Source organism: Flavobacterium tructae (assembly GCF_002217475.1).
GTDB classification, from domain to species: Bacteria; Bacteroidota; Bacteroidia; order Flavobacteriales; family Flavobacteriaceae; genus Flavobacterium; species Flavobacterium tructae.
Window position 1 is genome coordinate 48344 of record NZ_MUHH01000016.1, and the last position, 25027, is coordinate 73370.

25 protein-coding genes are annotated in these 25027 nt (G+C 36.2%); 15 read left to right on the forward strand and 10 right to left on the reverse strand.

Features of this window, described 5'->3' with window-relative positions:
- Nucleotides 1-137 precede the first annotated feature (137 nt).
- From B0A80_RS04560 to B0A80_RS04570, 3 genes are all read left to right on the forward strand, one after another.
- Nucleotides 138-731: a porin family protein gene (locus B0A80_RS04560; protein ID WP_089076575.1), complete on the forward strand. Its 594-nt coding sequence runs from the start codon at nucleotides 138-140 to the stop codon at nucleotides 729-731.
- 124 nt (nucleotides 732-855) lie between these two features.
- Nucleotides 856-1905 carry a sensor histidine kinase gene (locus tag B0A80_RS04565; RefSeq protein WP_089076576.1) on the forward strand — a complete coding sequence of 350 codons (1050 nt, stop codon included), beginning with the start codon at nucleotides 856-858 and terminating at the stop codon, nucleotides 1903-1905.
- Nucleotides 1906-2153: 248 nt separating this feature from the next.
- Nucleotides 2154-2867, forward strand: coding sequence for a LytR/AlgR family response regulator transcription factor (locus B0A80_RS04570; protein WP_089076577.1), 714 nt, complete (start codon nucleotides 2154-2156; stop codon nucleotides 2865-2867).
- A gap of 2 nt (nucleotides 2868-2869) precedes the next feature.
- Here the strand turns inward: B0A80_RS04570 and B0A80_RS04575 are convergent, their stop codons facing one another.
- Complete coding sequence (locus B0A80_RS04575; RefSeq protein ID WP_089076578.1) at nucleotides 2870-3805, reverse strand: DUF6268 family outer membrane beta-barrel protein; 936 nt, start codon at nucleotides 3803-3805, stop codon at nucleotides 2870-2872.
- 168 nt (nucleotides 3806-3973) lie between these two features.
- Complete coding sequence (locus tag B0A80_RS04580) at nucleotides 3974-4477, reverse strand: hypothetical protein (RefSeq protein WP_083342548.1); 504 nt, start codon at nucleotides 4475-4477, stop codon at nucleotides 3974-3976.
- 189 nt (nucleotides 4478-4666) lie between these two features.
- On the opposite strand from B0A80_RS04580, the gene B0A80_RS04585 reads away from it, so the two are divergent.
- From B0A80_RS04585 to B0A80_RS04600, 4 genes are all read left to right on the forward strand, one after another.
- Nucleotides 4667-6052 carry an MATE family efflux transporter gene (locus tag B0A80_RS04585; RefSeq protein ID WP_017495127.1) on the forward strand — a complete coding sequence of 462 codons (1386 nt, stop codon included), beginning with the start codon at nucleotides 4667-4669 and terminating at the stop codon, nucleotides 6050-6052.
- 104 nt (nucleotides 6053-6156) lie between these two features.
- The gene (locus B0A80_RS04590) at nucleotides 6157-6384 is read left to right on the forward strand and encodes a hypothetical protein (RefSeq protein WP_017495128.1); all 228 of its coding nucleotides are present in this window, start codon (nucleotides 6157-6159) and stop codon (nucleotides 6382-6384) included.
- A 60-nt stretch (nucleotides 6385-6444) separates the two neighbouring features.
- Complete coding sequence (locus B0A80_RS04595; protein WP_089076579.1) at nucleotides 6445-8385, forward strand: LTA synthase family protein; 1941 nt, start codon at nucleotides 6445-6447, stop codon at nucleotides 8383-8385.
- A gap of 173 nt (nucleotides 8386-8558) precedes the next feature.
- Nucleotides 8559-9095: a hypothetical protein gene (locus B0A80_RS04600; RefSeq protein ID WP_233430708.1), complete on the forward strand. Its 537-nt coding sequence runs from the start codon at nucleotides 8559-8561 to the stop codon at nucleotides 9093-9095.
- A gap of 21 nt (nucleotides 9096-9116) precedes the next feature.
- On the opposite strand, the gene meaB is transcribed toward B0A80_RS04600, so the two are convergent.
- The 5 genes from meaB to B0A80_RS04625 all read right to left on the reverse strand — a co-directional run bounded on the left by meaB (nucleotide 9117) and on the right by B0A80_RS04625 (nucleotide 12768).
- Complete coding sequence (meaB, locus tag B0A80_RS04605) at nucleotides 9117-10208, reverse strand: methylmalonyl Co-A mutase-associated GTPase MeaB (protein ID WP_089076580.1); 1092 nt, start codon at nucleotides 10206-10208, stop codon at nucleotides 9117-9119.
- A gap of 223 nt (nucleotides 10209-10431) precedes the next feature.
- Nucleotides 10432-11073, reverse strand: coding sequence for an NAD(P)-dependent oxidoreductase (locus B0A80_RS04610; RefSeq protein ID WP_070907493.1), 642 nt, complete (start codon nucleotides 11071-11073; stop codon nucleotides 10432-10434).
- 57 nt (nucleotides 11074-11130) lie between these two features.
- Complete coding sequence (locus B0A80_RS04615; RefSeq protein WP_089076581.1) at nucleotides 11131-11538, reverse strand: Rrf2 family transcriptional regulator; 408 nt, start codon at nucleotides 11536-11538, stop codon at nucleotides 11131-11133.
- Between the two features lie 128 nt (nucleotides 11539-11666).
- Nucleotides 11667-12146, reverse strand: coding sequence for a DoxX family protein (locus B0A80_RS04620; protein ID WP_089076582.1), 480 nt, complete (start codon nucleotides 12144-12146; stop codon nucleotides 11667-11669).
- 55 nt (nucleotides 12147-12201) lie between these two features.
- Nucleotides 12202-12768, reverse strand: a complete 567-nt coding sequence (locus tag B0A80_RS04625; RefSeq protein WP_089076583.1) for a Crp/Fnr family transcriptional regulator — start codon at nucleotides 12766-12768, stop codon at nucleotides 12202-12204.
- Nucleotides 12769-12874: 106 nt separating this feature from the next.
- Between B0A80_RS04625 and B0A80_RS04630 the strand changes: the two genes are divergently transcribed.
- The 4 genes from B0A80_RS04630 to B0A80_RS04645 all read left to right on the forward strand — a co-directional run bounded on the left by B0A80_RS04630 (nucleotide 12875) and on the right by B0A80_RS04645 (nucleotide 16968).
- Nucleotides 12875-13786 carry an AEC family transporter gene (locus tag B0A80_RS04630; protein WP_089076584.1) on the forward strand — a complete coding sequence of 304 codons (912 nt, stop codon included), beginning with the start codon at nucleotides 12875-12877 and terminating at the stop codon, nucleotides 13784-13786.
- Between the two features lie 112 nt (nucleotides 13787-13898).
- Nucleotides 13899-14537 (forward strand): peroxiredoxin, encoded by a 639-nt coding sequence (locus B0A80_RS04635; protein WP_089076585.1) that lies wholly within the window; start codon nucleotides 13899-13901, stop codon nucleotides 14535-14537.
- A gap of 310 nt (nucleotides 14538-14847) precedes the next feature.
- Nucleotides 14848-15795 (forward strand): hypothetical protein, encoded by a 948-nt coding sequence (locus tag B0A80_RS04640; RefSeq protein ID WP_124020561.1) that lies wholly within the window; start codon nucleotides 14848-14850, stop codon nucleotides 15793-15795.
- Between the two features lie 9 nt (nucleotides 15796-15804).
- Nucleotides 15805-16968 (forward strand): chitinase, encoded by a 1164-nt coding sequence (locus tag B0A80_RS04645; RefSeq protein WP_208861479.1) that lies wholly within the window; start codon nucleotides 15805-15807, stop codon nucleotides 16966-16968.
- A gap of 83 nt (nucleotides 16969-17051) precedes the next feature.
- On the opposite strand, the gene B0A80_RS04650 is transcribed toward B0A80_RS04645, so the two are convergent.
- From B0A80_RS04650 to B0A80_RS04660, 3 genes are all read right to left on the reverse strand, one after another.
- Nucleotides 17052-19289, reverse strand: a complete 2238-nt coding sequence (locus B0A80_RS04650) for a cation:proton antiporter domain-containing protein (RefSeq protein ID WP_070907488.1) — start codon at nucleotides 19287-19289, stop codon at nucleotides 17052-17054.
- Nucleotides 19290-19517: 228 nt separating this feature from the next.
- Nucleotides 19518-20864 carry an adenylosuccinate lyase gene (gene purB, locus B0A80_RS04655; protein ID WP_089076587.1) on the reverse strand — a complete coding sequence of 449 codons (1347 nt, stop codon included), beginning with the start codon at nucleotides 20862-20864 and terminating at the stop codon, nucleotides 19518-19520.
- 242 nt (nucleotides 20865-21106) lie between these two features.
- The gene (locus B0A80_RS04660) at nucleotides 21107-21799 is read right to left on the reverse strand and encodes an SIR2 family NAD-dependent protein deacylase (RefSeq protein ID WP_070907486.1); all 693 of its coding nucleotides are present in this window, start codon (nucleotides 21797-21799) and stop codon (nucleotides 21107-21109) included.
- 175 nt (nucleotides 21800-21974) lie between these two features.
- Between B0A80_RS04660 and cysC the strand changes: the two genes are divergently transcribed.
- The 4 genes from cysC (at nucleotide 21975) to B0A80_RS04680 (ending at nucleotide 25022) form a co-directional block, all read left to right on the forward strand.
- Entirely contained in the window at nucleotides 21975-22508 is a 534-nt protein-coding gene (gene cysC, locus B0A80_RS04665; RefSeq protein WP_089076588.1) for an adenylyl-sulfate kinase, read from the forward strand.
- Between the two features lie 122 nt (nucleotides 22509-22630).
- Nucleotides 22631-23311, forward strand: coding sequence for an aspartyl/asparaginyl beta-hydroxylase domain-containing protein (locus B0A80_RS04670; protein ID WP_165769219.1), 681 nt, complete (start codon nucleotides 22631-22633; stop codon nucleotides 23309-23311).
- Between the two features lie 14 nt (nucleotides 23312-23325).
- On the forward strand, nucleotides 23326-24294 hold the full coding sequence (locus B0A80_RS04675; protein WP_089076590.1) for a sulfotransferase family protein: 969 nt from the start codon (nucleotides 23326-23328) through the stop codon (nucleotides 24292-24294).
- 65 nt (nucleotides 24295-24359) lie between these two features.
- Nucleotides 24360-25022: a TrmH family RNA methyltransferase gene (locus B0A80_RS04680; RefSeq protein ID WP_089076591.1), complete on the forward strand. Its 663-nt coding sequence runs from the start codon at nucleotides 24360-24362 to the stop codon at nucleotides 25020-25022.
- The last annotated feature ends 5 nt before the right edge of the window (nucleotides 25023-25027 follow it).

A 25027-nucleotide genomic window follows, 5' to 3' on the forward strand; every position in this document is an offset into this window, starting at 1 on the left:
TTTGAAACCTGTCGGGTTTGTTGCGTAAAACAGCTAAGGAAGTCCGTTAGTCAACACCCAGCTGCCGTTCATCAAACTAATTTTTAAAGCGTTTCAGGTTTGTGCTCCTTTGCATCAAATTAATAAACATTATTATCATGAACACGTACAAATTATTATGGTTGACAGTTATTTTTACCTTAATCTCTTTTAAATCAAATGCACAATCCCCGCTTCCTATTCATGTTGGAATAAAAGCAGGATCAAATTATTCTGAACTTCCCGTTTCAAAAGGTTCGGATTCAAAGTATGCAGCGGGCTTTTTTGGCGGTGCTATGGCCCGATTTGATTTCAAACGTTTCTTCATTCAAAATGAAATTCTCTACAGTGAGAAGTCTTCTAAAATTGAAAGAACAGCTTCTTTGCCTTCTAAAAATCTAAAATGGAGAAGCCTCGAAATGCCGTTGGTAATTGGTTACAAAATAATTGATCAATCGATGCTCAACGTAAGAGTTTTTGGAGGAGGAATTTATTCTTATGTGCTGGATGAAAATATTTCTTCGGTGAATCAATTGAAAACTGCCTATGGAAAATTTAATAAATCCAATATAGGCTATCAGGTTGGAGCAGGAATCGAAATTTCGAAATTTACTCTGGATGTTACGTATCAGGGAGGGTTAAACAACATAAGTAAGGAGTTTAGTTCGAAGCCAAATTCGTTTAACATTGGGGTTGGTTATTTTATATTTTAAACAGGCTTTTTTGGTTTAGCCTTGTCAGCAGCAAAGGATCTTTTTGGGTTCTTTGCTGTTTGTTTGAAAAATATAGGGTTATTTTTGAACATGAAGTTTCACATCAATTTTTTATTCTTTTAGAATGGTTGTAATAAATAAAAACAGACACCGAATATTTTTAGTTTTTTTCTGGTGCTTACTCGGAATAACGATCTGGTCACAGCTGATAGAGGCTTACGGCGTTCGAGCGGCAGCTTTTCAGGCGTTTTTGGTTTTACTTTGTTCATGTCTTTTGGCGCATTTTCTTAGCGATATTGTATTGCCTGTTGCGTTGCGTAAAAGAAGAATGGCACTATTTGCAGTGCAAAGTGTCATGGTAGTTTTTATGCTTTCATTTTGCCTGGCCGTTATTGATGCCATCTTTTCAAATTCGCATACCCGCGCACGATTGTATCCTGACGAAGCAAACATGACGATGATTCAGTTTTTATTTGCACGATTCTTTGGCAGTACCCCTGCAGCTATTTTGATTTGCGGTACTGCCTGCGGGCTTCGGTTTTATCAGGAACATAATATAATCGAAAGAAATCATGCTCAGCTGCAACAGGTTCATCTTGAGGCACAAATCAAGATTCTTCAGGATCAGATTAATCCGCATCTTATGTTTAATGTGCTCAATCACATTCACATTTTGATGCAGAGCGACGTAAAACTGGCTTCGGATTTGCTCATTCGGTTTTCGGATATTTTGAGGTATCAATTGTACGAATGCAACAAAGAATACGTACCGCTGCATCTCGAAGTAAAATACCTGAAAGACTTAATTGGAGTCGAAGAAACGAGATGGGGCAATGAATTAAAAGTAAAATGTAAATGGAGTATTGAAGATGCCCAGCTTCAGATCGCACCATTGCTTTTAGTTCCTTTAATAGAAAATGCATTTAAGCACGTTTCAAGGCTTCCGGGGCAAAAAGGATATGTGCATTTGGGATGTAAACAAACGGCAAAACAGCTGCATTTTAAGATTGAGAATTCCTATACGGAACAATACAAAATCCCTTCAAAGAATCAAGGGCTCGGACTTGAAAATGTCAAAAAAAGACTGGCGATTCAATATCCTGAAAAACACCAGTTAAACATCATTAAAACCGATTCTGATTTTACGGTAATCGTGGTTTTGGATTTGAAGTAAAAGATTTTGTCGTTTCCGATAGCACAATGTCATGAAAGATTTTAGATTGAAGACTTACGATTGCAGATTTTTGATTGGGTAGTGGTAAGGGTGGAATAGGAGCTATTTTCCTGAATTTCACAGCTCAGAAATCAAAAATCGACAATCATTTTAGTTATTGGGGTATAATGAAGAACCGAAAAAAAATAAAGAAAAAAAAATCTGCCTGATCTGCGGGAAAAAATAAAAAAAAAGTAAAAAAACAAAATATGAAAATGAAATGTCTTGTTATCGACGACGAACCTATTGCAAGAAGCGGAATAGTAGATTTTGTTTCTAAAATTGATTTTCTTGAAGTCGCAGGTACCTGTGCGTCCGCATTAGAAGCTACTTCGTACATTCAGGAAAAAGAAGTCGATTTGTTGTTTTTGGATATTAATATGCCGTATCTCACGGGGCTGGAATTTCTGGAATCGCTGGACAATCCGCCTTTGGTTATTTTTACGACAGCTTATTCTGAGTATGCCCTTGAAGGATATCGTTTGCAGGTGGTCGATTATTTACTAAAACCCATTACGTTTCAACGTTTTTATCAGGCTGCTTTAAAAGCAAAACAATGGTATCAGATGCTGGGTGCTCCAAAGCAGAATCAATTAGATCCCTATTTGTATGTACGTCAGGAAGAAGGATTTCAAAAGATCTCCTGGCTTGATATTCTCTATATCGAGGGAATGCAGAATTATGCAAAGCTCCATTTTAAAGATAAGGTTCTCGTAATTCATCAAACAATGATTTCTTTGGAAGAAACACTCCCGACAGAAATTTTCTTTAGAATTCATAAATCTTTCCTTGTAAATATTACTCATATTGACTCTGTTTCCGGTGGACGATTATTTATAAAAGGACAAGAACTACCCATTTCAAGAACACGCCGCGAAGCATTACTGAAAGAGGTAGTCTATAAAAACTTATTAAGCCGATGACCCTAGAATTGCCATTTTAGGGCCACAGCTCCGTAAAATGTAGTCGTGAATCTAGGATTAGCCATGTCTTTCTCCTTGAAAATATCCTTAATTTTTCTGTTGGTACTGGAGAAGCTGCGTAAAAGTGTCGATCCTGCCGTTGGTTGCAGTGTCCAGTGTTTGCCAAGCTTAATTTCAGGCTGTATACCGGCAATAATTTGCTGATACCCCAATAGTGATGTTCTGTTATTCACTTTTGTTTCCGCCGTCATTCCGCTTAGTTCGACCACCGCTTTCAAGTCAAAGTTTTCTGAGATTCGATATCCAAATTGCAGACCTTCCGGAAAGGTAATTTTAAAATGCCACGCACCTCTGGATTCCCAGTTGAAATAAATTCCCGGAAGCACCATCGGAACACCAAAACTATTGGTTAGTACAGGTCCCATACCAAATGCCATATTGGGATTGAAATGTTTGATGAAAAACACACCACCCTGTAACAATACATCATCTTTATTGATCTCGACCATATCCGTGTAAACCCCCACAGAAGCCATTATCATTAACGACCAGGTTGGTGAGATAGAACGTAAATGTTTGACTCCGATTTGCGCATTCAGCATTTCATTAGGAAAGCCGCCCTGAAATTCTAACGGAAGAGACTGAATTTCATAATTCTTGTTTTCCATTTTGGCATAACTTCCGTTTGCAAAAAGAGACCAGAGTTTTGGACGGTTGTATTGGTCCATTTCCAGAGAAAGAGGTATTTCAAAAGCAATTTGCGCCCTTTTGAAATTACTTTCAGCACTAGTTTTAGTACTGTCCATTGGACGGACATAGTTGGAGAACGGAACATAATCAACTTTAAGTTCTCCTGCTATTTTTGATTGTGATTGTGCAGCAATACTAGTCAATAAAAAAAGGAAAAGCTGCGATAGATAAAAGATTGTTTTGTTCATGATTTGATTAATTTTTCTGCGAATTACCGCGTTCTAAACCAATCACGAAAAATCATTTGACTAATGGCAGTTCTCTTTTGACCAATGGTATAAAAAACACCAAACCCGATAGATTTTGATCTCTACCGGGTTCATACCAAAAACAAAAAAATAAATTAAACTTAATCTTTATAAATCAAAGCCATAGGCTAAACGTAAAGCAACCTGATTGGTTTTGAATTTATTATAATCTTCATAACGGACACTGATATCAATGTATTTGTTGGCATAGCCAATTCCCGGTGCCCATAAAAAAGTAGTATCGTCATACCCGTTTGTGACAGCAAAACCGGCACCTACTTCTCCTAAAACATAAAACTGATCTTCCCAGATAAAAGCTTTAAAACCTGCTTTTGCCGGAATGAATCCAAGATCTTTTGCGTCATTTTTCATAAACAGATTTGTAAAACCTGTTGTTAAGGTTAGCGATGTTTTTTTAGATAAATCGTACTGCAGACGAACATCTCCGCCAAGGGACCATTTATAGTCATTATCCGTCGGGATACCACCATTTAAACCAAAGCCTAATCTAAAACCCTGATTATAATTCTTAATGGTACTGTCCTGAGCGAAAGTAGTATTGGCGTATAAGAAAGCGAAAGCAGCGAGGCATAACATTTTTAAATTTCTCATGACAATCATTTTTGAATTTCTAATAGTGTAAAATTAGTTTCAGGATCTTAACATTCTGTTATATAATTTTTAGGATTTGTTATATAATATCGGTGTCGCTTAAAAAGCACATAATATTAGCTTATGTTTTTAATCGTAACAAAGAATCCAAAGCTTCTGATTATCTTTGCCGACTAAAAAAGAATCGAAGTGAATTTTAAGCAGTATACCAAAGAGTTTTCATATAATTTAAGATTAGCATACCCTATTATATTAGGAATGGTCGGACACACTCTAATAGGAATTGTCGACAATATAATGGTAGGAAAGTTAGGAAGTACAGAATTAGCAGCCGTTTCGTTAGGAAACAGTTTGATTTTTATCGCCATGTCATTAGGGATTGGTTTCTCTACCGCCATTACACCAATTGTAGCAGAAGGTGATGCCGAAAAAAATGATGGTAAAATTCGTTCCGCGTTTCATCACGGATTGTTTTTATGCATCTTGTTAGGACTACTGCTTTTTGGAGTTATTGTTTTGGCTAAACCGTTAATGGAATTACTAGAGCAGCCTGCCGATGTAATTGCTCTTGCGAAACCTTATCTGGATTGGGTCGCTTTCTCTTTGATTCCGTTAATTGTCTATCAGGGGTACAAACAATTTGCCGACGGTCTTTCACTGACCAAATATTCAATGTATGCCATGGTTATGGCCAATGTGCTGCACGTTGGAATCAACTATATGTTGATCTATGGAATCTGGATTTTTCCAAAAATGGGAATTATCGGAGCAGCATTGGGGACGGTGATTTCAAGGATATTCTTAGTGATGTTCATGCACATTATGCTTTCGAGAAGAAACGATTTGAAACGTTTCTTTAAAAACTTCAGTTTTAATCAAATCAAAAAGGAAACGCTGAAAAAGATAATCAGTATCGGATTTCCATCGGCGATGCAAATGCTTTTTGAAGTGGTTTTGTTTACTGCGTCGATCTGGCTTTGCGGAAACATTGGAAAAACAAGTCAGGCCGCCAATCAAATTGCTTTAAGTCTGGCGTCAATGACCTTTATGTTTGCTATGGGATTGAGCGTAACTTCGATGATTAGAGTAAGCAATCAAAGAGGTTTGATGGACTATAAAAACTTAGTTGTGGTAGCGCGTTCGATCTTTTTGCTCGCGATTATCATCGAAACATTCTTTGCGATTCTGTTTGTAGCGTTTCATGATTTCCTACCACATATGTTTTTGAATATGGAAAACGGAGGGCAGCTTCTGGATAACAACGAGGTAATCGGTATCGCGTCAAAATTACTTTTAATCGCAGCCGTTTTTCAGATTTCTGATGGAATTCAGGTGGTTGTTCTGGGAGCATTACGTGGATTGCAGGATGTGAAAATCCCGATGTACATTACATTTGTAGCCTATTGGATCGTTGGTTTCCCGATTTCCTATTACCTTGCTGAATATACGGAACTAAAAGCGCAGGGAGTTTGGATAGGACTTTTGGCGGGATTAACGACTGCTGCAATATTTCTTTATCTTAGATTTCATTACCTGACTAAAAAATTAATCAAAAATTCAGTTTCAAATACTTAAATTTGGACTGCAAAAGAATCAGTTGCAGCTAAAAAGGATCCTTAAAACACTTTGAAACCGCTGCAATTGGTGAGCCAATACATAAAAATAATAAATCAATACAAATGGAATTACCTAAATTTTTACTCGGAGACAATACTGATTTTCCAGATGATATTTTCATCATTCACCTGGATTACCCAAGATTCATTATCAATTTAAAAGATGATGAGGTAGAATTCATGGAAGAAGCGGAAGATCTTGATGAGGCAGAGTTAAATGCTGAAATGGAAGGCTTAATTGTTTTGGCAAATGAGTTTTACGATCGTGAAATAAACCGTTACGAAGAGTAAAGACATACAGAGGTGTGTCTTTAGGATATGCCCCAATCTAAAAACATTTAAATCTTTCTAATGAAAAAATTAAGTTTTTTAAAACCTATCATTAACTTCATTGCAATCGGATTGCTGATTACCACTTTAAGCCGATTGTTTTTATTTTTTATTTTTAAAGACAGAGTAACAGAAACACCAAATTTCTGGTACATTTTTCCAATCGGACTTCGAATGGATTTGATTTTACTTTGCTATATGTCTTTCCTGCCGGCAGTTTTAATTACTTTTCTGCCCGATAAAGCATCGAAGTTTACCAATAAATTTCTTGTAATTTATAGTTTTTTATTGCTGTTTCTGATTCTGTTTGTAGAGTTGGCAACGCCCGATTTTGTAAAACAATACGATACACGTCCCAATAAAATTTTCTTAGACTATCTGATCTATCCAAAAGAGGTAGTTGGAATGCTGCTTAAAAGTTATCTGACTTCGATCATTGTGACTTTTTTAATTTTAGGAGTAGTCTTGTATTTTGCCTTCAAAAAAGGAAAAAAATACTTCTACACGAGCAGTGCAGACTATAAATTTAAATTGATGGTTTTTCCGTTATTGGCTTTTTTATTGTTTTTTGGAGCACGTTCAAGTCTTACCTCAAAACGTCCGATCAATGCCAGTAATGCTGTTTTCTCAACAGATCAGCTGACTAATACTTTGGGATTGAATTCTTTTTATACCGTTGCTTTTGCGGCGTATTCCATTAAAAACGAAGGAAACACCAAGATGTATGGTAAAATGGAAGAAGCCGAGGCCATTGCCCGTGTTAAAAAATACATGATCGCTGGGCCTGGTGATTTTACAGATGCCGAAATTCCGTTTTTACATGTACAGCAACCGGACACACTTTTAAAGAAACCGTACAATTTAGTTATTTTTCTACAGGAAAGTTTAGGAGCGGAGTACGTTGGAATTTTAGGAGGAAAGCCTTTAACGCCTGAATTTGATAAACTGTCAAAAGAAGGTTTATTGTTTACCAATTTGTACTGTACAGGAACCCGTAGTGTACGTGGAATCGAAGCAGTAGTAACCGGATTTTTACCTTCACCTTCAGAAAGTGTAGTGAAATTAGGAAACTCGCAGCAAGGATTTTTCACCTTAGCCGATGCACTGAAACAAAAAGGGTATGAAACCAGTTTTATTTATGGCGGAATGGCGAATTTTGATAATATGGCTTCTTTTTTTAACGGAAATGGATTTCAGGATATCGTAGATCAGGAGGATTTTGAATCAGACGGAAACAAATACGCTTTTAAAGGAACCTGGGGGTATTCAGATGAGGATCTGGTAACCAAAGCGAATAATTATTTTAAAGCAAAAGGGGATAAGCCATTCTTTTCTTTAATGTTTTCGACGTCCAATCATGAGCCTTTTGAATATCCTGCGGGACGTATCAAACCTTATGATGCTAAACCTGCAACGGTTAATAATGCCATGAAATATGCAGATTTCTCAATTGGGAAATTTTTCGAAATGGCTAAAAAAGAACCTTATTTCAAAAACACCATTTTTATCGTAATCGCAGACCATAATACAAGAACCTACGGTAAAAATTTAGTGCCAATCAATAAATTTCATATTCCGGCTCTGATCATGGGGCCAGGAGTTAAAAAAGGCACTGTTTACAGTAAATTGGCAAGTCAGATTGATATTCCGCCAACCTTATTAAGCTATTTGGGATTACCATTTGAAACTCCGATGGTAGGAAGAAATCTAAACAAATTAGATCCAAAAACGCAAGGAAGATCAATTATGCAGTTCAATGATATCAATGCTTTCAGAGTCGAGAACCAGGTCGTAATCATGCAGCCTAATTTGAAACCCTTACAGTTTGAAATCAAAAACGACACCACTTTAATTCCTGTTAAGTTAAATGAAGACTTAGCGAAAGATGCTTTGGCACATGTAATTACAGCAGGAAATTTATATAAAGAAAATAAATATAAACTTAGGGATAAGAAAAAGTAATTTTCGGTTTATTGTAAAAAAAAAGCTGCTAAGTATAGAAGTACTTAGCAGCTTTTTTTTGTTAAAATTTAAAAATAGGGGGTAACAAAAAATAATTTAATTGATTTATACTAAACCAAAAGGCGTAACCTGAAAAGCCTGTGATAGAGTAAGGACAATTAAATTTATTTATTATGAAAAAATTACCAAAAAAAAAATCTGAAGTATTAAAAGTAATGTTAGTTTTTGTGTCTGCCGCTTTTTTTATAAGCTGTAATAACGAATCTGTTGAAGATCAAAATACTCAATTATCAAACACAGAGAAGCAAAATCAATCCAATACTCAAAGAAGATTGCCTCACTATGAAGGAGTTATTGTGCGAGATTGGGGAGCACATAATGTTGATTGCAGCCAGCCAGAAGGTTTTTGTAATTTTATTTTTTACTTATGGGGAACCTTTAGCTTTTTGAAACCAGCCCCTGACGGAACACCGGTACGTGTTACAAATGAAAAAGGAAATTTTGTTATGGAAATTCAAAAAAGTGCTTTAACCCCAGAACATAAAAAAGTATTATTGCGAAATAGAGAAGTTTATTTAATACCTGAGGGACAGACTATAGATCCGGAATTAGTTAAATCTCTAAAATTCAATTCAAATATTTTAGTTCCCGGTAAATACCCTATTCAAGAAAGTGAAGAGACCTATACACTTGTTATTAATGTGAAATAAATGAAAAAAAGCTTTAAGAAATTAGAAGCTGTTTTTATATTTATCTAATAAAAACTGAGCGGCTGCAAAAGGTGATATTTCATCATTTTGCACCGCTTTTTTGATTTGTATCAATTGCCCAATAATCTCAGGATGATTGTAAAAGTTTGATTTCAAATGTTCATCAATGGTTTCCATCATCCAGAACTGATTTTGCTCTTTTCGCCTTTCCTGAAAGAAGCCCGTTGAACTGGTCGTTTCCGTATAATCAGAAATGGTATTCCAGATTTCAGAGATGCCCTCTTTGGTAATGGCACTGCAGGTAGTAACTTTTGGCTGCCAGTTCGATTTTTTGGGTGGAAACAAATGTAAAGCTCTGTTGAATTCCAGTTTGGCCTGATTGGCTTTTTTGATGTTATCGCCATCGGCTTTGTTGATTACGATAGCATCTGCCATTTCCATAATGCCGCGTTTGATACCCTGAAGTTCGTCTCCTGCACCTGAAATTTTTAGTAGTAAAAAAAAGTCCACCATGCTGTGAACAGCAGTTTCACTTTGTCCTACACCAACTGTTTCTATAACAATCGTGTCAAAACCTGCGGCTTCACATAAAATAATCGATTCCCTTGTTTTACGGGCTACACCGCCTAAAGTATCTCCGGAAGCACTTGGTCTGATAAAAGCATTTTCGTCTTTTACAAGTTCTTCCATTCGGGTTTTATCACCTAAAATACTGCCGTGTGAAATAGAGCTGCTGGGATCAACTGCCAGAACGGCTACTTTTTTCCCCAATTGAGTCAGGTAACTCCCGAAAGTTTCAATAAATGTACTTTTTCCAACACCGGGAACTCCAGTGATTCCAATTCGGATCGATTGATTGGCATGTGGCAGACAACCTTTTATAACCTCGTTTGCTTTTGCGGTATGTTCCGGATTGGTACTTTCAACCAGCGTGATAGCACGACTCAGAGCCGTGATATTTCCGGTTAGTATACCATCAATTAACTCCTTTGAAGAAGGTTGTTGTCTTCTGTTTTTTTTAATTTGCTGAATAGCAGAAACATTGGTGATTTCTGGAGGAGAAATTCCGGCTTTTTCGTGTAAACTACCTGATCGTTTTTTTGAACCTGACAAAATATACTTTTTGGTAGTGTAAAAGTACAGAAAACAAAAACAGTTTCAAAAAGGATTTTTTTTGAAACTGTTTGCGTTTGGCCGCCACGAATCACTCGAATTTCGCCAATTTTGATGTTTCGAAATTTGCTTGCGAAAATTGACGGAATTTAATGTAACTCCCGACTATAAGATAAAAAATCACTTAGAATCTTAGTACCTTAGTATCTTAGAGTCTCAAAGATTAATATGCCGCTGTAAACCTCACCTGATGATGTTTTGGAGTTTCCGCTTCGTCAGCGATAACGACTGCCAGATCTTCTACGGATAGAATGCTTCTCTGATCGTCGTTAAAAACCGGATTTTCTAAACCTAAGCGGTATTTTCCGGTTCGTCCGGTGGTAATTCCCTGATGCATTTCAAAAGCAGGACTAAAGAAAGCCCAATCCAGTTCTTTTTCTTCTTTTAAAATATTCAAATAATCTCTGGCTGCCGTGGCTCCTGCATGGTATTCTTTTGGGAAATCAGGTGTGTCAACTGCCTGTAGACCCGGAGCAACAAACAAACTTCCCGCTCCTCCGATGGTAATAAAACGTTTTACTCCCGATTTTTTTACCGCTTCCTGAATGGCTTTTGATCCGGCAATAAAATCATCATAGATATTTGGATTGGTCCACCCCGAATTGTAAGCATTGATAACGATATCATTTCCTTTTAAAATTTCAGACAAAGCTTCTACATTAAAAATGTCTGCACTTTTCCACGTTGCATTTGAGCTGTCTTTTGGGGTTCTGGCAATAGCCGTAAGATCATGATTTCTGTTAGCCAGTTCGTTTAAGATTGCGGTACCTACAAATCCGGTTGCTCCAATAATTGCGATTTTCATAATATATAAATTTAATTAGTAATAAAAAATGTTACAGTTTTGTGTAAAAAAATAGTTTTAGAATTGATTAGAAAAATCTTCCAGGGAGACACCATCTAATTGCAAACTAACTTTTTGATTCATTTCAGCATACAAAGAGCTCAAATTTTGATTGATCTTTTTTCCAACCGGACAATCCGGATTAGGCTGATTTTTGGCATAACCCAGATTGATCGTTTCAAAAGTCATTTCAAATATTTCTTTCAATGTAATTTTCGAAGGATCAACCGCCAGTCTTGTACCGCCGTTTTTACCTTCTTTACTTTCAACAATATGATGTGCTTTTAAATTGGCAATTTCTTTTCGTACCAAAACCGGATTCAGATTAATACTTCCAGCAATAAATTCCGACGACAAAAAATCGTTCGGGAATTTAGTGAGCAAAGTTAAAATGTGAATCGTTATGGCAAACTTACCTGAAATCATACTGTAATAAAATATGTTACAAATGTATGATGTTTTTTGAAACAAAAAAAAGTTTTAACTAAAAATTAATTCTATTTCGAAACTATCCTACAAAGGAGTTCAGGTTAAAGTGATACAAAATGCAAGTTTTAGCTAGCTGTAACTCTTTTCAAACTAGATTGCTTTTTGATGGAAGAGAAGTATACCCAGCTAATAAATAAAAGCTGCAGCGGTATTCTGAACCATAAATAAGAAATGCCTTTTCCGCTATAATTGGCTGTTTGTAAATTGATACTGTGTGCGGCTGCATAAATATTGGCAGGAAGTAAAACGATAAAAAATACGATCAGCAGTTTAGCGGTAAGCACTCTCGTTTTTGGAATCAATAAGCCCACTGCTGCCATGAGTTCTATAATCCCTGTTGCATAAACAATTGCAGTCGGCCAGGGTAAAAAAGAGACCATCATCGCCATTCCCTTGGTAAAAACAAAATGACTTACGGCTGTAAAGACAAGCATGACAGCCATGGCAATTCTGGCTGACTGAAAAATTTCAATTTTTTTTGAGATTAGTTTTATAAAAAGCAACGTAATGACAAAAACACCTACTAACACAATTAAAGTTTCCATATCTTTTTTTTTAACAAAGTTGCGCAGTAAAGCGATTGAAAACAATGAACCTGGGTTAATAAATGCGTTTTCTGATTCTGCTCAAAGCTTGTGGAGTGATGCCAATATAAGAGGCAAGATATTTTTGAGGAATCCTTTGTATGAGCTGTGGCTGTTCTGTAAACAGATTCAGATAACGCAGCTCGGCGGATTCGTTCAGCAGCGAAAGTTCTCTTTTTGTTTTTTTAAGAAATAATCCTTCACTGGCAAAGCGTCCGATGGTATTTCCAATCTTAGTTTCAGCATAAATATCCTGAAGATCTTCGTAAGATATGCGCCAAAGAACGGTTTCTGCGAGGGTTTCAATCGTATAAGTGACAGGTAGTCTTGTGATAAACGAATCATACCCACTCGTAAATTCACCATCGAATACAAAAGTAAAAGTACGGTCGTGATCCTCACCGGGAATGTAATATCTTACCAATCCCTTTTCGACAAAAGAAAGATAGTTTTCGATGGTACCCGCTTTCAGTATTGAGGTTTTCTTTGGAAATTCTTCCCGGATGAGCTTAGATGAAAAAGTATTCCATTCGGCATCTGAAAGTTTTGCCATTCGTTCAAAATTGTCTCTTATCGATTGCATTTGTTTGTGAAATTTGATCTTAAAAGTAGCAAAAAAATAAGAGAAGCAATCTGATTTGTGTAATGCATCCCATAATAAATGTCTATTTTTGTGACTACTAAATGATATGAGCAACTTTATTCAAATATTTCTATTTCTTGCACTGGGTTTACTTTTACAACGCATAAAGCAATTTCCAACTCACCTTTATAAGGTTTTAAATAAGGTCGTCCTTTATGTCTGCCTGCCCGCAATTACATTGTATCATATTCCGAAAATAAAATGGAGCAATGAATTACTGTTCCCCATACTGTCGGGCTGGATTGGTTTTCTACTGGCTCTTGTATTTTTTCATTTTCTCGGAAGAAGATTAGGCTGGTCAAACAAATTGATTGGCTGCCTGATTTTAACTGCGGGACTGTGCAATTCTTCTTTTTTAGGGTACCCTATAATCGAAGCTCTGTTTGGTAAAAAAGGCTTGGAAACTGCAATTCTTGTAGACCAGCCGGGAACGTTTGTGGTGGTTTCTACACTTGGAGTTTTTGTAGCAGCTTTTTATTCTAAAGGAAGCGCGGATTCTCTAAGCATTTTAAAAAAGATCATCTTATTCCCTCCGTTTATTACTTTTTTAGTAGCTTGTTTGCTGAATGTTCTCCAATACGATTTAGATACGAATGTTCAGTCTGTTTTAGTCAAAGTAGGAAGTCTTGTAACACCTTTGGCCCTACTTTCGGTTGGATTACAGCTTACTTTTGATCGAAAAAGCCAGCACTGGCAATTTTTGCGCCTCGGACTTTTCTTTCGGCTTGTAGTAGTTCCGTTTGTTATTTTGGTTTTATACGTTTTTATTTTAAAGCAGCATTCCGAAGCCGTTAAAATAACCATTATGGAAATGGCCATGGCACCCATGATTACAGGTGCGATCTTAGCGTCGACTTATGGATTGAAACCGAGATTGAGCAGTATGATGATTGGTTTTGGAATCCCAATTTCATTTATTACCCTTACGATTTGGTATTGGATTCTGAGTTTAATTTAGTTTTAAATACTAATTAGATAGAGAATGTAGAATTTTAACTTTTTTTTAGAAAATCGGTGTTTTCTTTGTGCTTTTTTTGACTAATTTTAGAGAAACTAAAAAATATATTATTATGTCAACATTAAGATTAGGAGATATTGCTCCGGATTTTCATGCAGAAACAACCGAAGGACCCGTTAAATTTCATGAATGGTTAGGTGATTCCTGGGGTGTTTTATTTTCTCATCCTTCAGATTTTACTCCGGTTTGTACTACTGAATTGGGAACAGTTGCCAATTATCTTCCGGAATTTACCAAAAGAAATACAAAAGTCATTGCGTTAAGTGTAGATGGTTTAGACTCCCATTTAGAGTGGATCAAGGACATTAACGAAACTCAGAATACAACAGTTAATTTTCCAATTATTGCGGACGAGGATAAAAGAATTGCGACTTTATACCATATGCTGCATCCAAATGCAAGTGATAAATTTACGGTGCGTTCTGTGTTTGTAGTGGGGGCCGATAAAAAGATCAAACTTACTTTAACCTATCCGGCTTCTACAGGAAGAAATTTTGACGAGTTACTCCGTGTTATAGACAGTTTGCAATTAACAGCCAACTATAGTGTAGCTACTCCCGCCAACTGGAAAGACGGAGAAGATGTAGTGATTACACTGGCTGTTCCGGATAGTGATATTCCTGCGAAATTTCCAAAAGGATATACACCAATAAAACCTTATTTGCGTATTACACCGCAGCCTAATAAGTAAGGGGCTAAGAGGCTAAGTTTCTTAGGTACTAAGTTTTTAATCATTAAGTTTTATTAAAGATTCCGGGTTTTTAAGAGTTTTTTCTTAAAGGTTCGGAATCTTTATTTTTTCCAGATTTAGGAGTCGAATAATAATTTTGGGATTATACTGTTTAAAGTAGACACAAAAAGTGATTAATGGTCCGCTTATGAAACAGAAGTTACCAATTATTGAATTGTTTTTCACAATAAAAGATTTGTATTGTAAGTTCGCTGTATGAATGCTAAATCTTTATGGGATTCAAAAAAATGTAATTAAACCCCAAAATAATATGATTTCTAAAACAAACTTTAGAACGATCGGTTCGCTCGTAATTATACTATTTCTTTTCAATAGTTGTGATAAAGGAGATAGTCCGGTTGATTCTGAATCAAAGACACCTGAGACTACAAATCCCGAGACACAGACACCTCCACCAGCTGTTACCACAAACCTGAGTATAGAATCCTCTAATACGTTTGGAGTTTTAAAATTATCACAAGACGATTTTAAGTACTGGAACAGCCACACTATTAATGAAACAGCCACAGTAGAAAAACTTAAAACGCTTTGTAAAACTGAAATTTATCCGGTTTTGAAAGATGATTTTGATTTTATTGTGATCGTATTGAATAATGCAACAAGTACGCCTCCTACAGGAATGCCTTATGGTATTTATCAAAGTGTAAAAAATGATACGCAGGGTATCGGACTTAGTTTGTTTGACAGTACAAAAGATTATGGTTCTGCGGGTAAACTGCAAGGAGTTTATTTTCTTTACCTAAACAATATCCAGGGCGGACCTATTTTACATGAGATGTTTCACCGATGGGCTAATTATGCCGTTCCGCAAGATTATGTATACCATTGGGATAAAGTAAAAGGAATACTAAGCGGAGTGTCCAATAACATTGCCGATATTGAATTGTATCTTGCAGGAGCGATTCCTGCTTCGGAGATTAAGGATGCCGAGAGTCTGGCTATTTATAATGATCCCCGTTTTACCAATAAAACAAGGATTCCAAACAGTACTAATTCGCAAAAAAGTTTTAAATCGCTTTTGGTAGTCATGAATCCTACCACTCTGACTGATACCGAAATAAAATCATACAAAGATCAAATTGCTAATGTCACTCGTACACCTGCACAAGGAGTCACTACAGGCTATCAGAATTTGTATAATAAAAGTAGGGGATTGCTAACGTTAACCATCGGTAATTTGGATAAATCCAAAAAATAAAATTGCATTATGACTAAAAAATACAATACGAATTGTAAAGGTGATGTTGCTAAAAAACAAACCTTATTAATGAGGTTTACGCCACTTGTTTTCTTACTTGTTTTATTTTGTTTCTTTTCTGTACTATTTTCTTGTAGTCATGATAATCTGGAAGAAAAGAAGGATCCTACGACAGAAAATCCTAAACCTGATGAAGAACCTAAAAATCCGGATTCTCCAGGTACTCCAGAGAATAATGCAGGGCTTAAAGACCTTATAAGCAAAGAGCAATTTCTGGTATTGTTTCCTTATCGTTATGGAGCAGAGCAGAGTAATAACTGGGTAGTGAATCCTTCAAAAGATTTTTATACCTACGATGCGTTGATGAAAGCAGTTGATCTTATGGCAGACCTAAAGGTTGTTATCGAAAGAAAAGGATGGTTTCAGAAAATAACCCGTATTAAAAAATCGACTAATGAGACAAAAGTGATTAAAGAAGATGCTGATTTCAGTGCTTCCTGGAATAATAATACCGTAGTTAGACAAGAAGTTGATTATGCAGATTTTATAAGCATTGGTTCTTTGGAAGTGCGAAAAAGAGAACTAGCCGCTTTTCTTGCTAATATATCTCATGAAACTACGGGTGGCTGGTCAACGGCACCAGGAGGAGCCTATTCATGGGGTTTACACTTTCGTGAAGAGGTAGGCTATGACGAAAATAGCACGACAGGTTACAGAGAGGAGAATAACGTGAATTATCCTCCAGTGGCAAAGAAATCCTACCACGGTCGAGGGCCCATACAGTTGAGTTGGAATTATAATTATGGACAGATAAGTGAATTTTTATATGGAGATAAAAACGTACTGCTTAAAAATCCTGAAAATGTAGTCAAAGATGCGGCTTTGGCGTTCCAGACTGCCATATGGTTTTGGATGACACCACAGGCTCCTAAACCTTCGTGTCATGCTGTAATGGTTGGTCAGTGGCTGCCTACCCAACAGGATATTAATGAAGGACGTAAACCTGGTTTTGGAGCGACGATTAATATTATCAATGGTGCTTTAGAATGCAATAAAGCAGATAGTGATAAAACACAATCAAGAAGGGGTTTTTATCAAAGATATTTAACGGTTCTCAACACCAGTGACCCTAATTGCGAATGTCAATGCGATAAAATGCAACCGTTTAAATAAGGTATTACTATAAAAAAGCTCCATACATTTTTTGTATGGAGCTTTTTTTCCTTAGCATCTTAGGACCTTAGTATCTCAGCGCCTTAGTAACTTTTGACCAATTCGGCCATTTTCTTTTTATCTCCTACAACCCAAAGAATATCATTTTTTTCTAAGATTAAACTTGATTCCGGATTCAGAAGCCTATTTCCATTTCGCTCAATTCCAACCACCATACCATTGGTTTTTGTACGGAATTGACCAATGCTTTTTTGTACAAAATCTTCTTGAGAAACTTCAAATTGACGTAAAACAATATCCGTTTCTGCTACTTTTGTCGGAGCCTCGATTTCATTTTGATTGAGGTATTTATTGAATTCAGTAACCTGAGCATCGGTACCAATAACACAAATTTCATCACCGGGGAACAGACGTTCATTTTTAGTTGGAATTGGAATTGTAATATCTCCTCGTTTGATGTAGGCAATATTGATTCCCATTGATTCCCGAATACGCAGTTCTTCTAAAGTTTTCCCCACTAAATTGGATTCTGTCCCAATATCAAAAAAAGACATGTGACCGTCCCAAGGCATTAAATTAGCGTAACGTCTATCGATTTTTTTGTTTTCGCGATCATTTAAATTTTTAAGAAAGTGACTTTCAATTTTATGGTATTGTTCGTTTAATTTTTTAGGGAATATTTGATAGACCACAATGGCAACAACCAAAGCAATAAAGGCAACTAAAGGAGAGAAGAAAATGTTTAGTAAAAATCCGATTAAGAACAATCCCAGACTCATTCTAATCAGAATCAGCATCAATATTGCACCACGGTATTTACGTTCTTCCCATAAAGAATCCACTTCTTCTACTGCCACTCTTCGAAGGGAGAGTGCCCATAAGAACGGCGCAATAATTATCAGAGTGATAAGAGCCGCCAATGTATTTCCGAATCTTGTTTCAGCAACTAAAGGCGCAACAAATTTTACCGATAATAAAATAATTGCTGTAATAATAATAGTATGCAGAACGATTTGAATGATATAAGCATTAAGCACTTTTTGCCAAACACTTACGGATTTTATCGCCTGTGCATTGACACTGTAACGATTGATGTTTTTAACCCATCTTTTAGGAAGCTTTCGTTCCAGAAAATCAGAAAATGGCACTGCATATTTGACCATAAACGGAGTTGTAAAAGTAGTAATGGCGGAAACAGCAACCACTACCGGATATAAAAAGGAGCTAGTTACATTTAGTGTCATTCCCAATGTAGCAATGATAAACGAAAACTCCCCGATTTGAGATAAACTCATCCCTGTTTGTACAGATTGTTTTAAAGGTTGTCCGGCCAGTAGTGCACCAATAGTCGAACTGACAGACTGACCTATGATGGTTACCAAAGTTAAAATAGCAACTGGCAGCGCATGTGTATATAGCATTTTAGGATCGATAAGCATCCCAACTGATACAAAGAAAATAGCTCCAAATAAATCTTTTATGGGTTTTATAAGATGTTCTATGTGTTCTGCCTGAGTTGTTTCGGCAATGATAGATCCCATGATAAAAGCGCCCAGAGCAGGTGAGAAACCAACATTTGCGGCAAAACTTACCATTGTTAGACAAAGGGCAAGCGAAATAATTAGCAACATTTCGTCCGTTAGTAAATGTTTGGCTTTTTTAAGTAAGGTTGGAATAAAGAAGATTCCGCCCAGAAACCATACGGTCAGGAAGAAAATTAGTTTTAGCACAGACATCATCAGTTCACTTCCTGAAAATTGCTGACTTACTGCAATGGTCGAAAGTAACACCATCATCAAAATAGCAACAAGATCCTGCACAATTAAAGACCCGATTACAATTCCGGCAAATTTTTGAGCTTTTACGCCTAGTTCATCAAAGGTTTTCAGGATAATGGTTGTCGAAGAAATAGAGAGGATAACACCTAGGAAGATACTGTCCATTTGTTCCCAGCCCATCCAGCGCCCGACCATATAACCCATGACGACCATTGTTATAATTTGGGTAATAGCCGTTATAGAAGCGGTTCCGCCAACTTTCATTAGCTTTTTAAAACTAAATTCAAGACCTAGACTAAATAGTAAAACGATTACACCAATTTCTGCCCAAACTTCAACACTTTTCATTTCGGTAATGGTAGGAAAGAAATCAAAATGATTTCCGGCCAAAAAACCCGCAATTAGATATCCTAAAACCAGAGGCTGCTTGATTAGTCTAAATAACAGAACAGCAATACCTGCAGTCAGCAGGATGAGACCTAAGTCGCTAATTAGAGGTTGTAGGTGGTGGGTAGATGCGGTGGCGGCGTTTAATGCGATCATAGAGTAGTGTTTTTTGTTAAGAAAATCATCCGGCTTTTTGTTTCAGTGTTTTGCTAAAAAAGATACGGCGTTTGAAAATAACAGTTTTTCATGGCAAATAAATTCACTGAACTCCTTTGAAAAATAAAAGTGGAGTGAATCAGCAGGACTAATTTTTTTAATACAATTTGTAAATAAAAAAGCTATCGATAAAGATAGCTTTTTTTGAGAAAATATTTTAGGTTTTCTTTAAATTCCCACATAATTACTAGGAGTAATGGCTAATAATTCGGCTCTGACAGCATCAGAAACTTCTAAAGTAGCAATAAAATTATGAATGGCATTTTTGTCAATTGCTTCATTTGTTCTGGTTAAACCTTTCAAGGCTTCATACGGATTTGGATAAGCCTCACGACGAAGGATTGTTTGAATTGCTTCGGCTACAACAGCCCAGTTTTTCTCTAAATCTTCAGCAAATTTGGCTTCATTCAGCAATAGTTTGTTTAAACCTTTCAGAGAAGCCTCAAAAGCAATAATGGTATGTCCCATTGGAACTCCGATATTACGTAAAACAGTGCTGTCTGTTAAATCACGCTGCAATCTCGAAACCGGTAATTTTGCGGCTAAATGCTCAAAAATAGCATTCGCAATTCCTAAGTTTCCTTCTGAATTTTCAAAATCAATAGGGTTTACTTTATGTGGCATAGCAGAGGAACCAATTTCTCCTGCTTTGATTTTTTGTTTGAAATAATCCATCGAAACATAGGTCCAGATATCACGATCTAAATCGATGATGATTGTATTGATTCTTTTTAAAGCATCGAAAAATGCAGCAAAATGGTCATAATGTTCGATTTGAGTGGTAGGGAAGGAGTGGTGTAAGCCAAGATCCGTTTCTACAAATTTATTACCAAACTGTTTCCAGTCGATTTGTGGGTAAGCTACATGATGTGCGTTGTAATTTCCGGTTGCACCGCCAAATTTAGCCGCAAACGGAATATTAAATAACAAACGCATTTGTTCTTCTAAACGCTCTACAAAAACTAAAATTTCTTTTCCTAAACGAGTAGGCGAAGCAGGCTGTCCGTGTGTGCGTGCCAACATTGGAATAGCGGCCCATTCTACGCTTAGTTCTTTCAATTTAGAAATTAAAGCAATTAACGAAGGCATATAAACCTGCTCAAACGCTTCTTTTGTTGAAAGTGGAATCGCAGTGTTGTTGATATCCTGAGAAGTTAATCCGAAGTGAATGAATTCTTTGTATTGAGATAAACCCAGTTTTTCGAAAGCATCTTTGATAAAGTATTCTACGGCTTTTACATCGTGATTAGTTACTTTTTCAGTTTCTTTAATCCAAAGAGCATCTTCAGTAGAGAAATTTTTATAGATGTTTCTTAAACTTTCAAACAGATCAGGATTTACGTCTGAAAGCTGTGGCAAAGGTACCTCGCATAAAGCGATGAAATATTCAACTTCAACCAGTACACGGTATTTGATTAAAGCTTCCTCAGAGAAAAATGGTGCTAATGAAAGGGTTTTATTTCTATATCTTCCGTCAATTGGAGATATAGCATTCAATTCGTTTAAAGTAGTCATTGTTATGTTGTTTGTTCGAAAGGCACAAATATAAACAGAATTTGTGGATAAAAAAGAGTTAAAAGTTAGATGTTGGATGTAAGATGTTAATTGTAAAATGTTAATTGTAAAATGTTGGAGGCTGGATGTAAGATGTTACTCTTTACTCTTTACTCTTTACTCTTTACTCTTTGTTCTTTCTTCTTTGCTCTTTCTTCTATTGACTAAGGACTAGGGACTAATAACTAAGTACTAATCAAAAACTAGAGCCCGGATTCTAAACGATCTCTTAAAGCTGCTACACCTTTTGAGGCTACTTCGGCAATTACTTCTACTTTATTACGAAGGTTTGGAATGCTGATTGGATTTGGATCAATATAGAAAACAGGTGTGACAGAGGGCGTGTATGAAATTAATCCTGCCGCCGGATATACTTGTAACGATGTTCCGATAACGGCAAAATAATCGGCTGTTTCGGTAATGTCGATGGCTTCTTCAAGAGCAGGAACATCTTCGCCAAACCATACAATATGAGGACGAAGCTGATGCCCGTTTTGGTCCAGATCACCGGTATAGAGGTCCTCTGTCCAGTCTAGAATTAAATTGCGATTTTGAGTGCTTCGTACCTTTATTAATTCTCCATGTAAATGCAAGACTTTGGAGCTTCCGGCACGTTCGTGCAGATTGTCTACATTTTGAGTGATGATGTGCACATCAAAATCTCGTTCTAATTCAGCTAGAATAGTATGCCCTGAATTGGGTTCTACTTCCTTAAGCTGCTGGCGTCTTTTGTTGTAAAAGTCCAGAACCAATTCCTGATTTTTTCTCCATCCTTCAGGAGTGGCAACTTCCATTACATCATGACCTTCCCATAAACCATCACTGTCACGAAAAGTTTTGATCCCGCTTTCGGCACTAATTCCTGCTCCGGTTAAAACCACTAATTTCTTTTTCATTGTACTGTAATTAAAGGATAAAAATAGTGATTTTCCCATTTAGTTTCAGGATAGCAGTAGGGGCGTTGCATTTTTTTTAATAGTTTAGATAACCGATAAAAGCGTATTTATACTTATTGTTTCGGTCTTACAAATTATCTAGTTTTAGTGAGCAATAAAAGAAAAGAGTTTTAAAATGATTTTAATACAATTTACGGGATTATCGGGTTCGGGTAAAACAACATTAGCTGAAAATGTTCGACAGCTTTTAATAGAAAAAAAGTATAAAGTCGAAATAATTGATGGGGATGTATATCGGAAAACCATCTGTAAAGATCTGGGATTTTCTAAAGAAGACCGCTGCGAAAATGTCAGACGTCTTTTTAATGTCGGACGAAATTTTGTTGTATCAGACACGATCGTTTTGATGTCAGTTATAAATCCATATGAAAATCTGAGAAACGAATTGCGCAATCATGAATTTGTCAGAACCGTATATTTAGATTGTTCGATCGATAATTTAATCGAAAGAGATCCTAAAGGACTGTATAAAAAAGCATTATTATCGGATAATGATCCTGATAAAATAAAGAATTTTACCGGAATAAGCGATATTTTTGAAACTCCGTTACAGCCAGATTTAGTGCTGAGAACCGATATAGAAACCGTTCCCGTTTCGACTCATAAACTGTATCATTTTATTTTAAACAGTTTGCCTGATCTGGCTTGACCTTTTAAAGTCAGGTTTCCAAATTCTATTTATTTTACTTATTTCTTTGATGATAAAGCGTTTGTAATTTTTTATATTTACAAGCCCCAAAGTATACTGTCTAATTTAATTTTTTAATGCCTATGAACCCTTCTTCCAGTAAACTCTCTGTTTCTTTTTCGATAGATAAACTACAAAAAGACCTTGAAATATGTGAAAATGATCTATGGACTCCTCACTTTAACACAGGCGACTATAGCGGTAATTGGACAAGTGTATCCTTAAGGTCACAGTCGGGTTTGATAAACGATATTACCTCTTTTGCTAACCAAGAGTATAAAAACACAGAATTACTGGACAGATGTCATTATTTTAAGGAGATTATGGATTGGTTTCAATGTGAAAAGGAGGCTGTGCGATTATTAAGGCTAGGGCCTCAAAGCGAAATAAAGGAACATACAGATAATGATACCTCATACGAAGAAGGTTTCTTTAGAATTCACGTTCCTATAATTACAAATCCGGAGGTGCTTTTTTATGTGGATAAAAAATTGGTTCCCATGAAAGAAGGAGAGTGCTGGTATGCTAATTTTCAGCTGCCGCACAGTGTAGCGAATAAAAGTTCTGAGGCGCGTATTCATCTTACGTTGGATTGTGTCAGAAATGACTGGTCCGATCAATTGTTTGCTGAAATGGGATTCGATATTCATTATACTCCAAAAAAAGAACAATATTCTGATGAGGTAAAACAAATGATTATTGCAGAACTTTCCCGAAACCCGTCGGCAGCAGGAGCTCAGATTATTGCCGATTTGCAATCATAAATAAATACCGAAGAATGGAAAACACAAATCATCCTTTACTAAATTGGATTCCCTATAAGTTAATAGAAAAAGAAAATGAAGTTTATCTGGAATGGCTGTACCTGGCGGATAAAAGATATGTCGATCCTTTTTTTGATGAAACCATTTCGAAATGTAAAAGTCATGCTTATAATTCAACATCATTTAAAATTGTTAGTACGGTAGAAAATTTAGTAGACTGGTCAAACGAATTGGTTTCGGCAGATTTAAAATCACTCGTATTTCATGTGTCCCGATGTGGTTCTACAATGCTGAGTCAATCGCTGGCAACTTCGAAGGAGAATATTATGATTTCGGAAGCACCTCTTATCGACGAAATTTTAAGAAGTCCTAATTTTGGAACAGATAAAAAAAGCGAGCTTTTACAATCGGCTTTGAAATTCTTAGGTCAGAAAAGATTTCCGGAGCAAAAGAATTTAATTGTAAAATTAGATGCCTGGCATATTTTTAAAGCCGGATATTTAAGGTCAATATTTTCCGGGCTGCCTTTTGCTTTGCTTTTTAGGAATCCGGGTGAAGTCTTAAAATCGCATCAAAAAATGATGGGGATGCACATGGTTCCCAATTTATTACCACCTGATGTTTTTGGAATCTCTGCTAAAGAAATTAGCGAGATTAGTTTCCAGCAATATGGAGCCTTGGTCTTAGGGAAGTATTTTCAGGGCTTTCTGGATTTTTATGAAACAGATCAGAATGTTGTAAAACTCAATTATAACGATGGTATGAAAAACGTCATTGAAAAGTTTATATCCTTTATTACTATTGATTACAGCGCCAATGAACTTGAAAAAATGTACGAAAGACTCAACAGACATTCTAAAAATGAAAATGCCGTTTTTAAAGGTGATTTGTTCAAAGAAGAAGTTCTGGAGGTCGATTTGACATTGGTAAACAGTTTGCACAAAAAGCTGGAGAATGTTCTTCTGGAGGATATAACAAATTGAAAATAGTTCTTAATTTTTCTTTCTGTTTTATTTAAAATGTATTTTTGTGGCAAATTAAGATTGAAATGATTGATTTAGATTACCTCGCTTTCCTTGAAAATATATTAACAGACAACCGCAAAGAACGATTTTTGGATGTTCTGGCCAATCGCACCAAACATTTTACAGTTGCTGTAGAAGATGTTTTTCAGATGCACAACACAAGTGCCGTAATGCGCAGCTGTGAGGTTTTCGGGATTCAGGAACTGAATATTATTGAGCAGCGTTTCGGAAAAAGAATCGATAAAGAAATCGCTCTGGGGGCACAAAAATGGGTTGATATCAATCGTTTTGATACCGTAGAGGGCTGTATGACTTCCTTACGAAACCAGGGATATCAAATTATTGCGACAACTCCGCATGAAAACGATTGTTTAATTCAGGATTTCGATATCACAAAACCAAGTGCCTTATTTTTTGGAACTGAAAAAGACGGGCTTTCTCCTGAAATTATGGAACAAGCAGATGGTTTTCTTAAAATTCCAATGGTAGGTTTTACAGAAAGTTTAAATATTTCCGTTTCGGCAGCCATTATTATTCAAAATCTAACCAACCGATTGCGAAATTCAGATATCAAATGGCAATTGTCAGATGAGGAAATCCTGGAGAAACGTTTACTTTGGGCAAAAAACTCCATCAAAGATATTAAGCGCATCGAAGCCAGATATTATGAGGATAATCCCCGATAAAAAAT

What these genes read in the sequence shown, in the direction of transcription:
- B0A80_RS04620 (WP_089076582.1), bottom strand. Translation starts at nt 12,146, where the DNA reads ATGGAAACTTTAATTGTGTTAGTAGGTGTTTTTGTCATTACGTTGCTT.
- B0A80_RS04645 (WP_208861479.1), top strand. Translation starts at nt 15,805, where the DNA reads ATGACTAAAAAATACAATACGAATTGTAAAGGTGATGTTGCTAAAAAA.
- B0A80_RS04630 (WP_089076584.1), top strand. Translation starts at nt 12,875, where the DNA reads ATGAGCAACTTTATTCAAATATTTCTATTTCTTGCACTGGGTTTACTT.
- B0A80_RS04675 (WP_089076590.1), top strand. Translation starts at nt 23,326, where the DNA reads ATGGAAAACACAAATCATCCTTTACTAAATTGGATTCCCTATAAGTTA.
- B0A80_RS04610 (WP_070907493.1), bottom strand. Translation starts at nt 11,073, where the DNA reads ATGAAAATCGCAATTATTGGAGCAACCGGATTTGTAGGTACCGCAATC.
- B0A80_RS04660 (WP_070907486.1), bottom strand. Translation starts at nt 21,799, where the DNA reads ATGAAAAAGAAATTAGTGGTTTTAACCGGAGCAGGAATTAGTGCCGAA.
- B0A80_RS04650 (WP_070907488.1), bottom strand. Translation starts at nt 19,289, where the DNA reads ATGATCGCATTAAACGCCGCCACCGCATCTACCCACCACCTACAACCT.
- B0A80_RS04595 (WP_089076579.1), top strand. Translation starts at nt 6,445, where the DNA reads ATGAAAAAATTAAGTTTTTTAAAACCTATCATTAACTTCATTGCAATC.
- B0A80_RS04580 (WP_083342548.1), bottom strand. Translation starts at nt 4,477, where the DNA reads ATGAGAAATTTAAAAATGTTATGCCTCGCTGCTTTCGCTTTCTTATAC.
- B0A80_RS04565 (WP_089076576.1), top strand. Translation starts at nt 856, where the DNA reads ATGGTTGTAATAAATAAAAACAGACACCGAATATTTTTAGTTTTTTTC.
- B0A80_RS04575 (WP_089076578.1), bottom strand. Translation starts at nt 3,805, where the DNA reads ATGAACAAAACAATCTTTTATCTATCGCAGCTTTTCCTTTTTTTATTG.
- B0A80_RS04560 (WP_089076575.1), top strand. Translation starts at nt 138, where the DNA reads ATGAACACGTACAAATTATTATGGTTGACAGTTATTTTTACCTTAATC.
- B0A80_RS04600 (WP_233430708.1), top strand. Translation starts at nt 8,559, where the DNA reads ATGAAAAAATTACCAAAAAAAAAATCTGAAGTATTAAAAGTAATGTTA.
- B0A80_RS04680 (WP_089076591.1), top strand. Translation starts at nt 24,360, where the DNA reads ATGATTGATTTAGATTACCTCGCTTTCCTTGAAAATATATTAACAGAC.
- B0A80_RS04590 (WP_017495128.1), top strand. Translation starts at nt 6,157, where the DNA reads ATGGAATTACCTAAATTTTTACTCGGAGACAATACTGATTTTCCAGAT.
- B0A80_RS04570 (WP_089076577.1), top strand. Translation starts at nt 2,154, where the DNA reads ATGAAAATGAAATGTCTTGTTATCGACGACGAACCTATTGCAAGAAGC.
- B0A80_RS04635 (WP_089076585.1), top strand. Translation starts at nt 13,899, where the DNA reads ATGTCAACATTAAGATTAGGAGATATTGCTCCGGATTTTCATGCAGAA.
- B0A80_RS04615 (WP_089076581.1), bottom strand. Translation starts at nt 11,538, where the DNA reads ATGATTTCAGGTAAGTTTGCCATAACGATTCACATTTTAACTTTGCTC.
- B0A80_RS04670 (WP_165769219.1), top strand. Translation starts at nt 22,631, where the DNA reads ATGAACCCTTCTTCCAGTAAACTCTCTGTTTCTTTTTCGATAGATAAA.
- B0A80_RS04640 (WP_124020561.1), top strand. Translation starts at nt 14,848, where the DNA reads ATGATTTCTAAAACAAACTTTAGAACGATCGGTTCGCTCGTAATTATA.
- purB (WP_089076587.1), bottom strand. Translation starts at nt 20,864, where the DNA reads ATGACTACTTTAAACGAATTGAATGCTATATCTCCAATTGACGGAAGA.
- B0A80_RS04625 (WP_089076583.1), bottom strand. Translation starts at nt 12,768, where the DNA reads ATGCAATCGATAAGAGACAATTTTGAACGAATGGCAAAACTTTCAGAT.
- cysC (WP_089076588.1), top strand. Translation starts at nt 21,975, where the DNA reads ATGATTTTAATACAATTTACGGGATTATCGGGTTCGGGTAAAACAACA.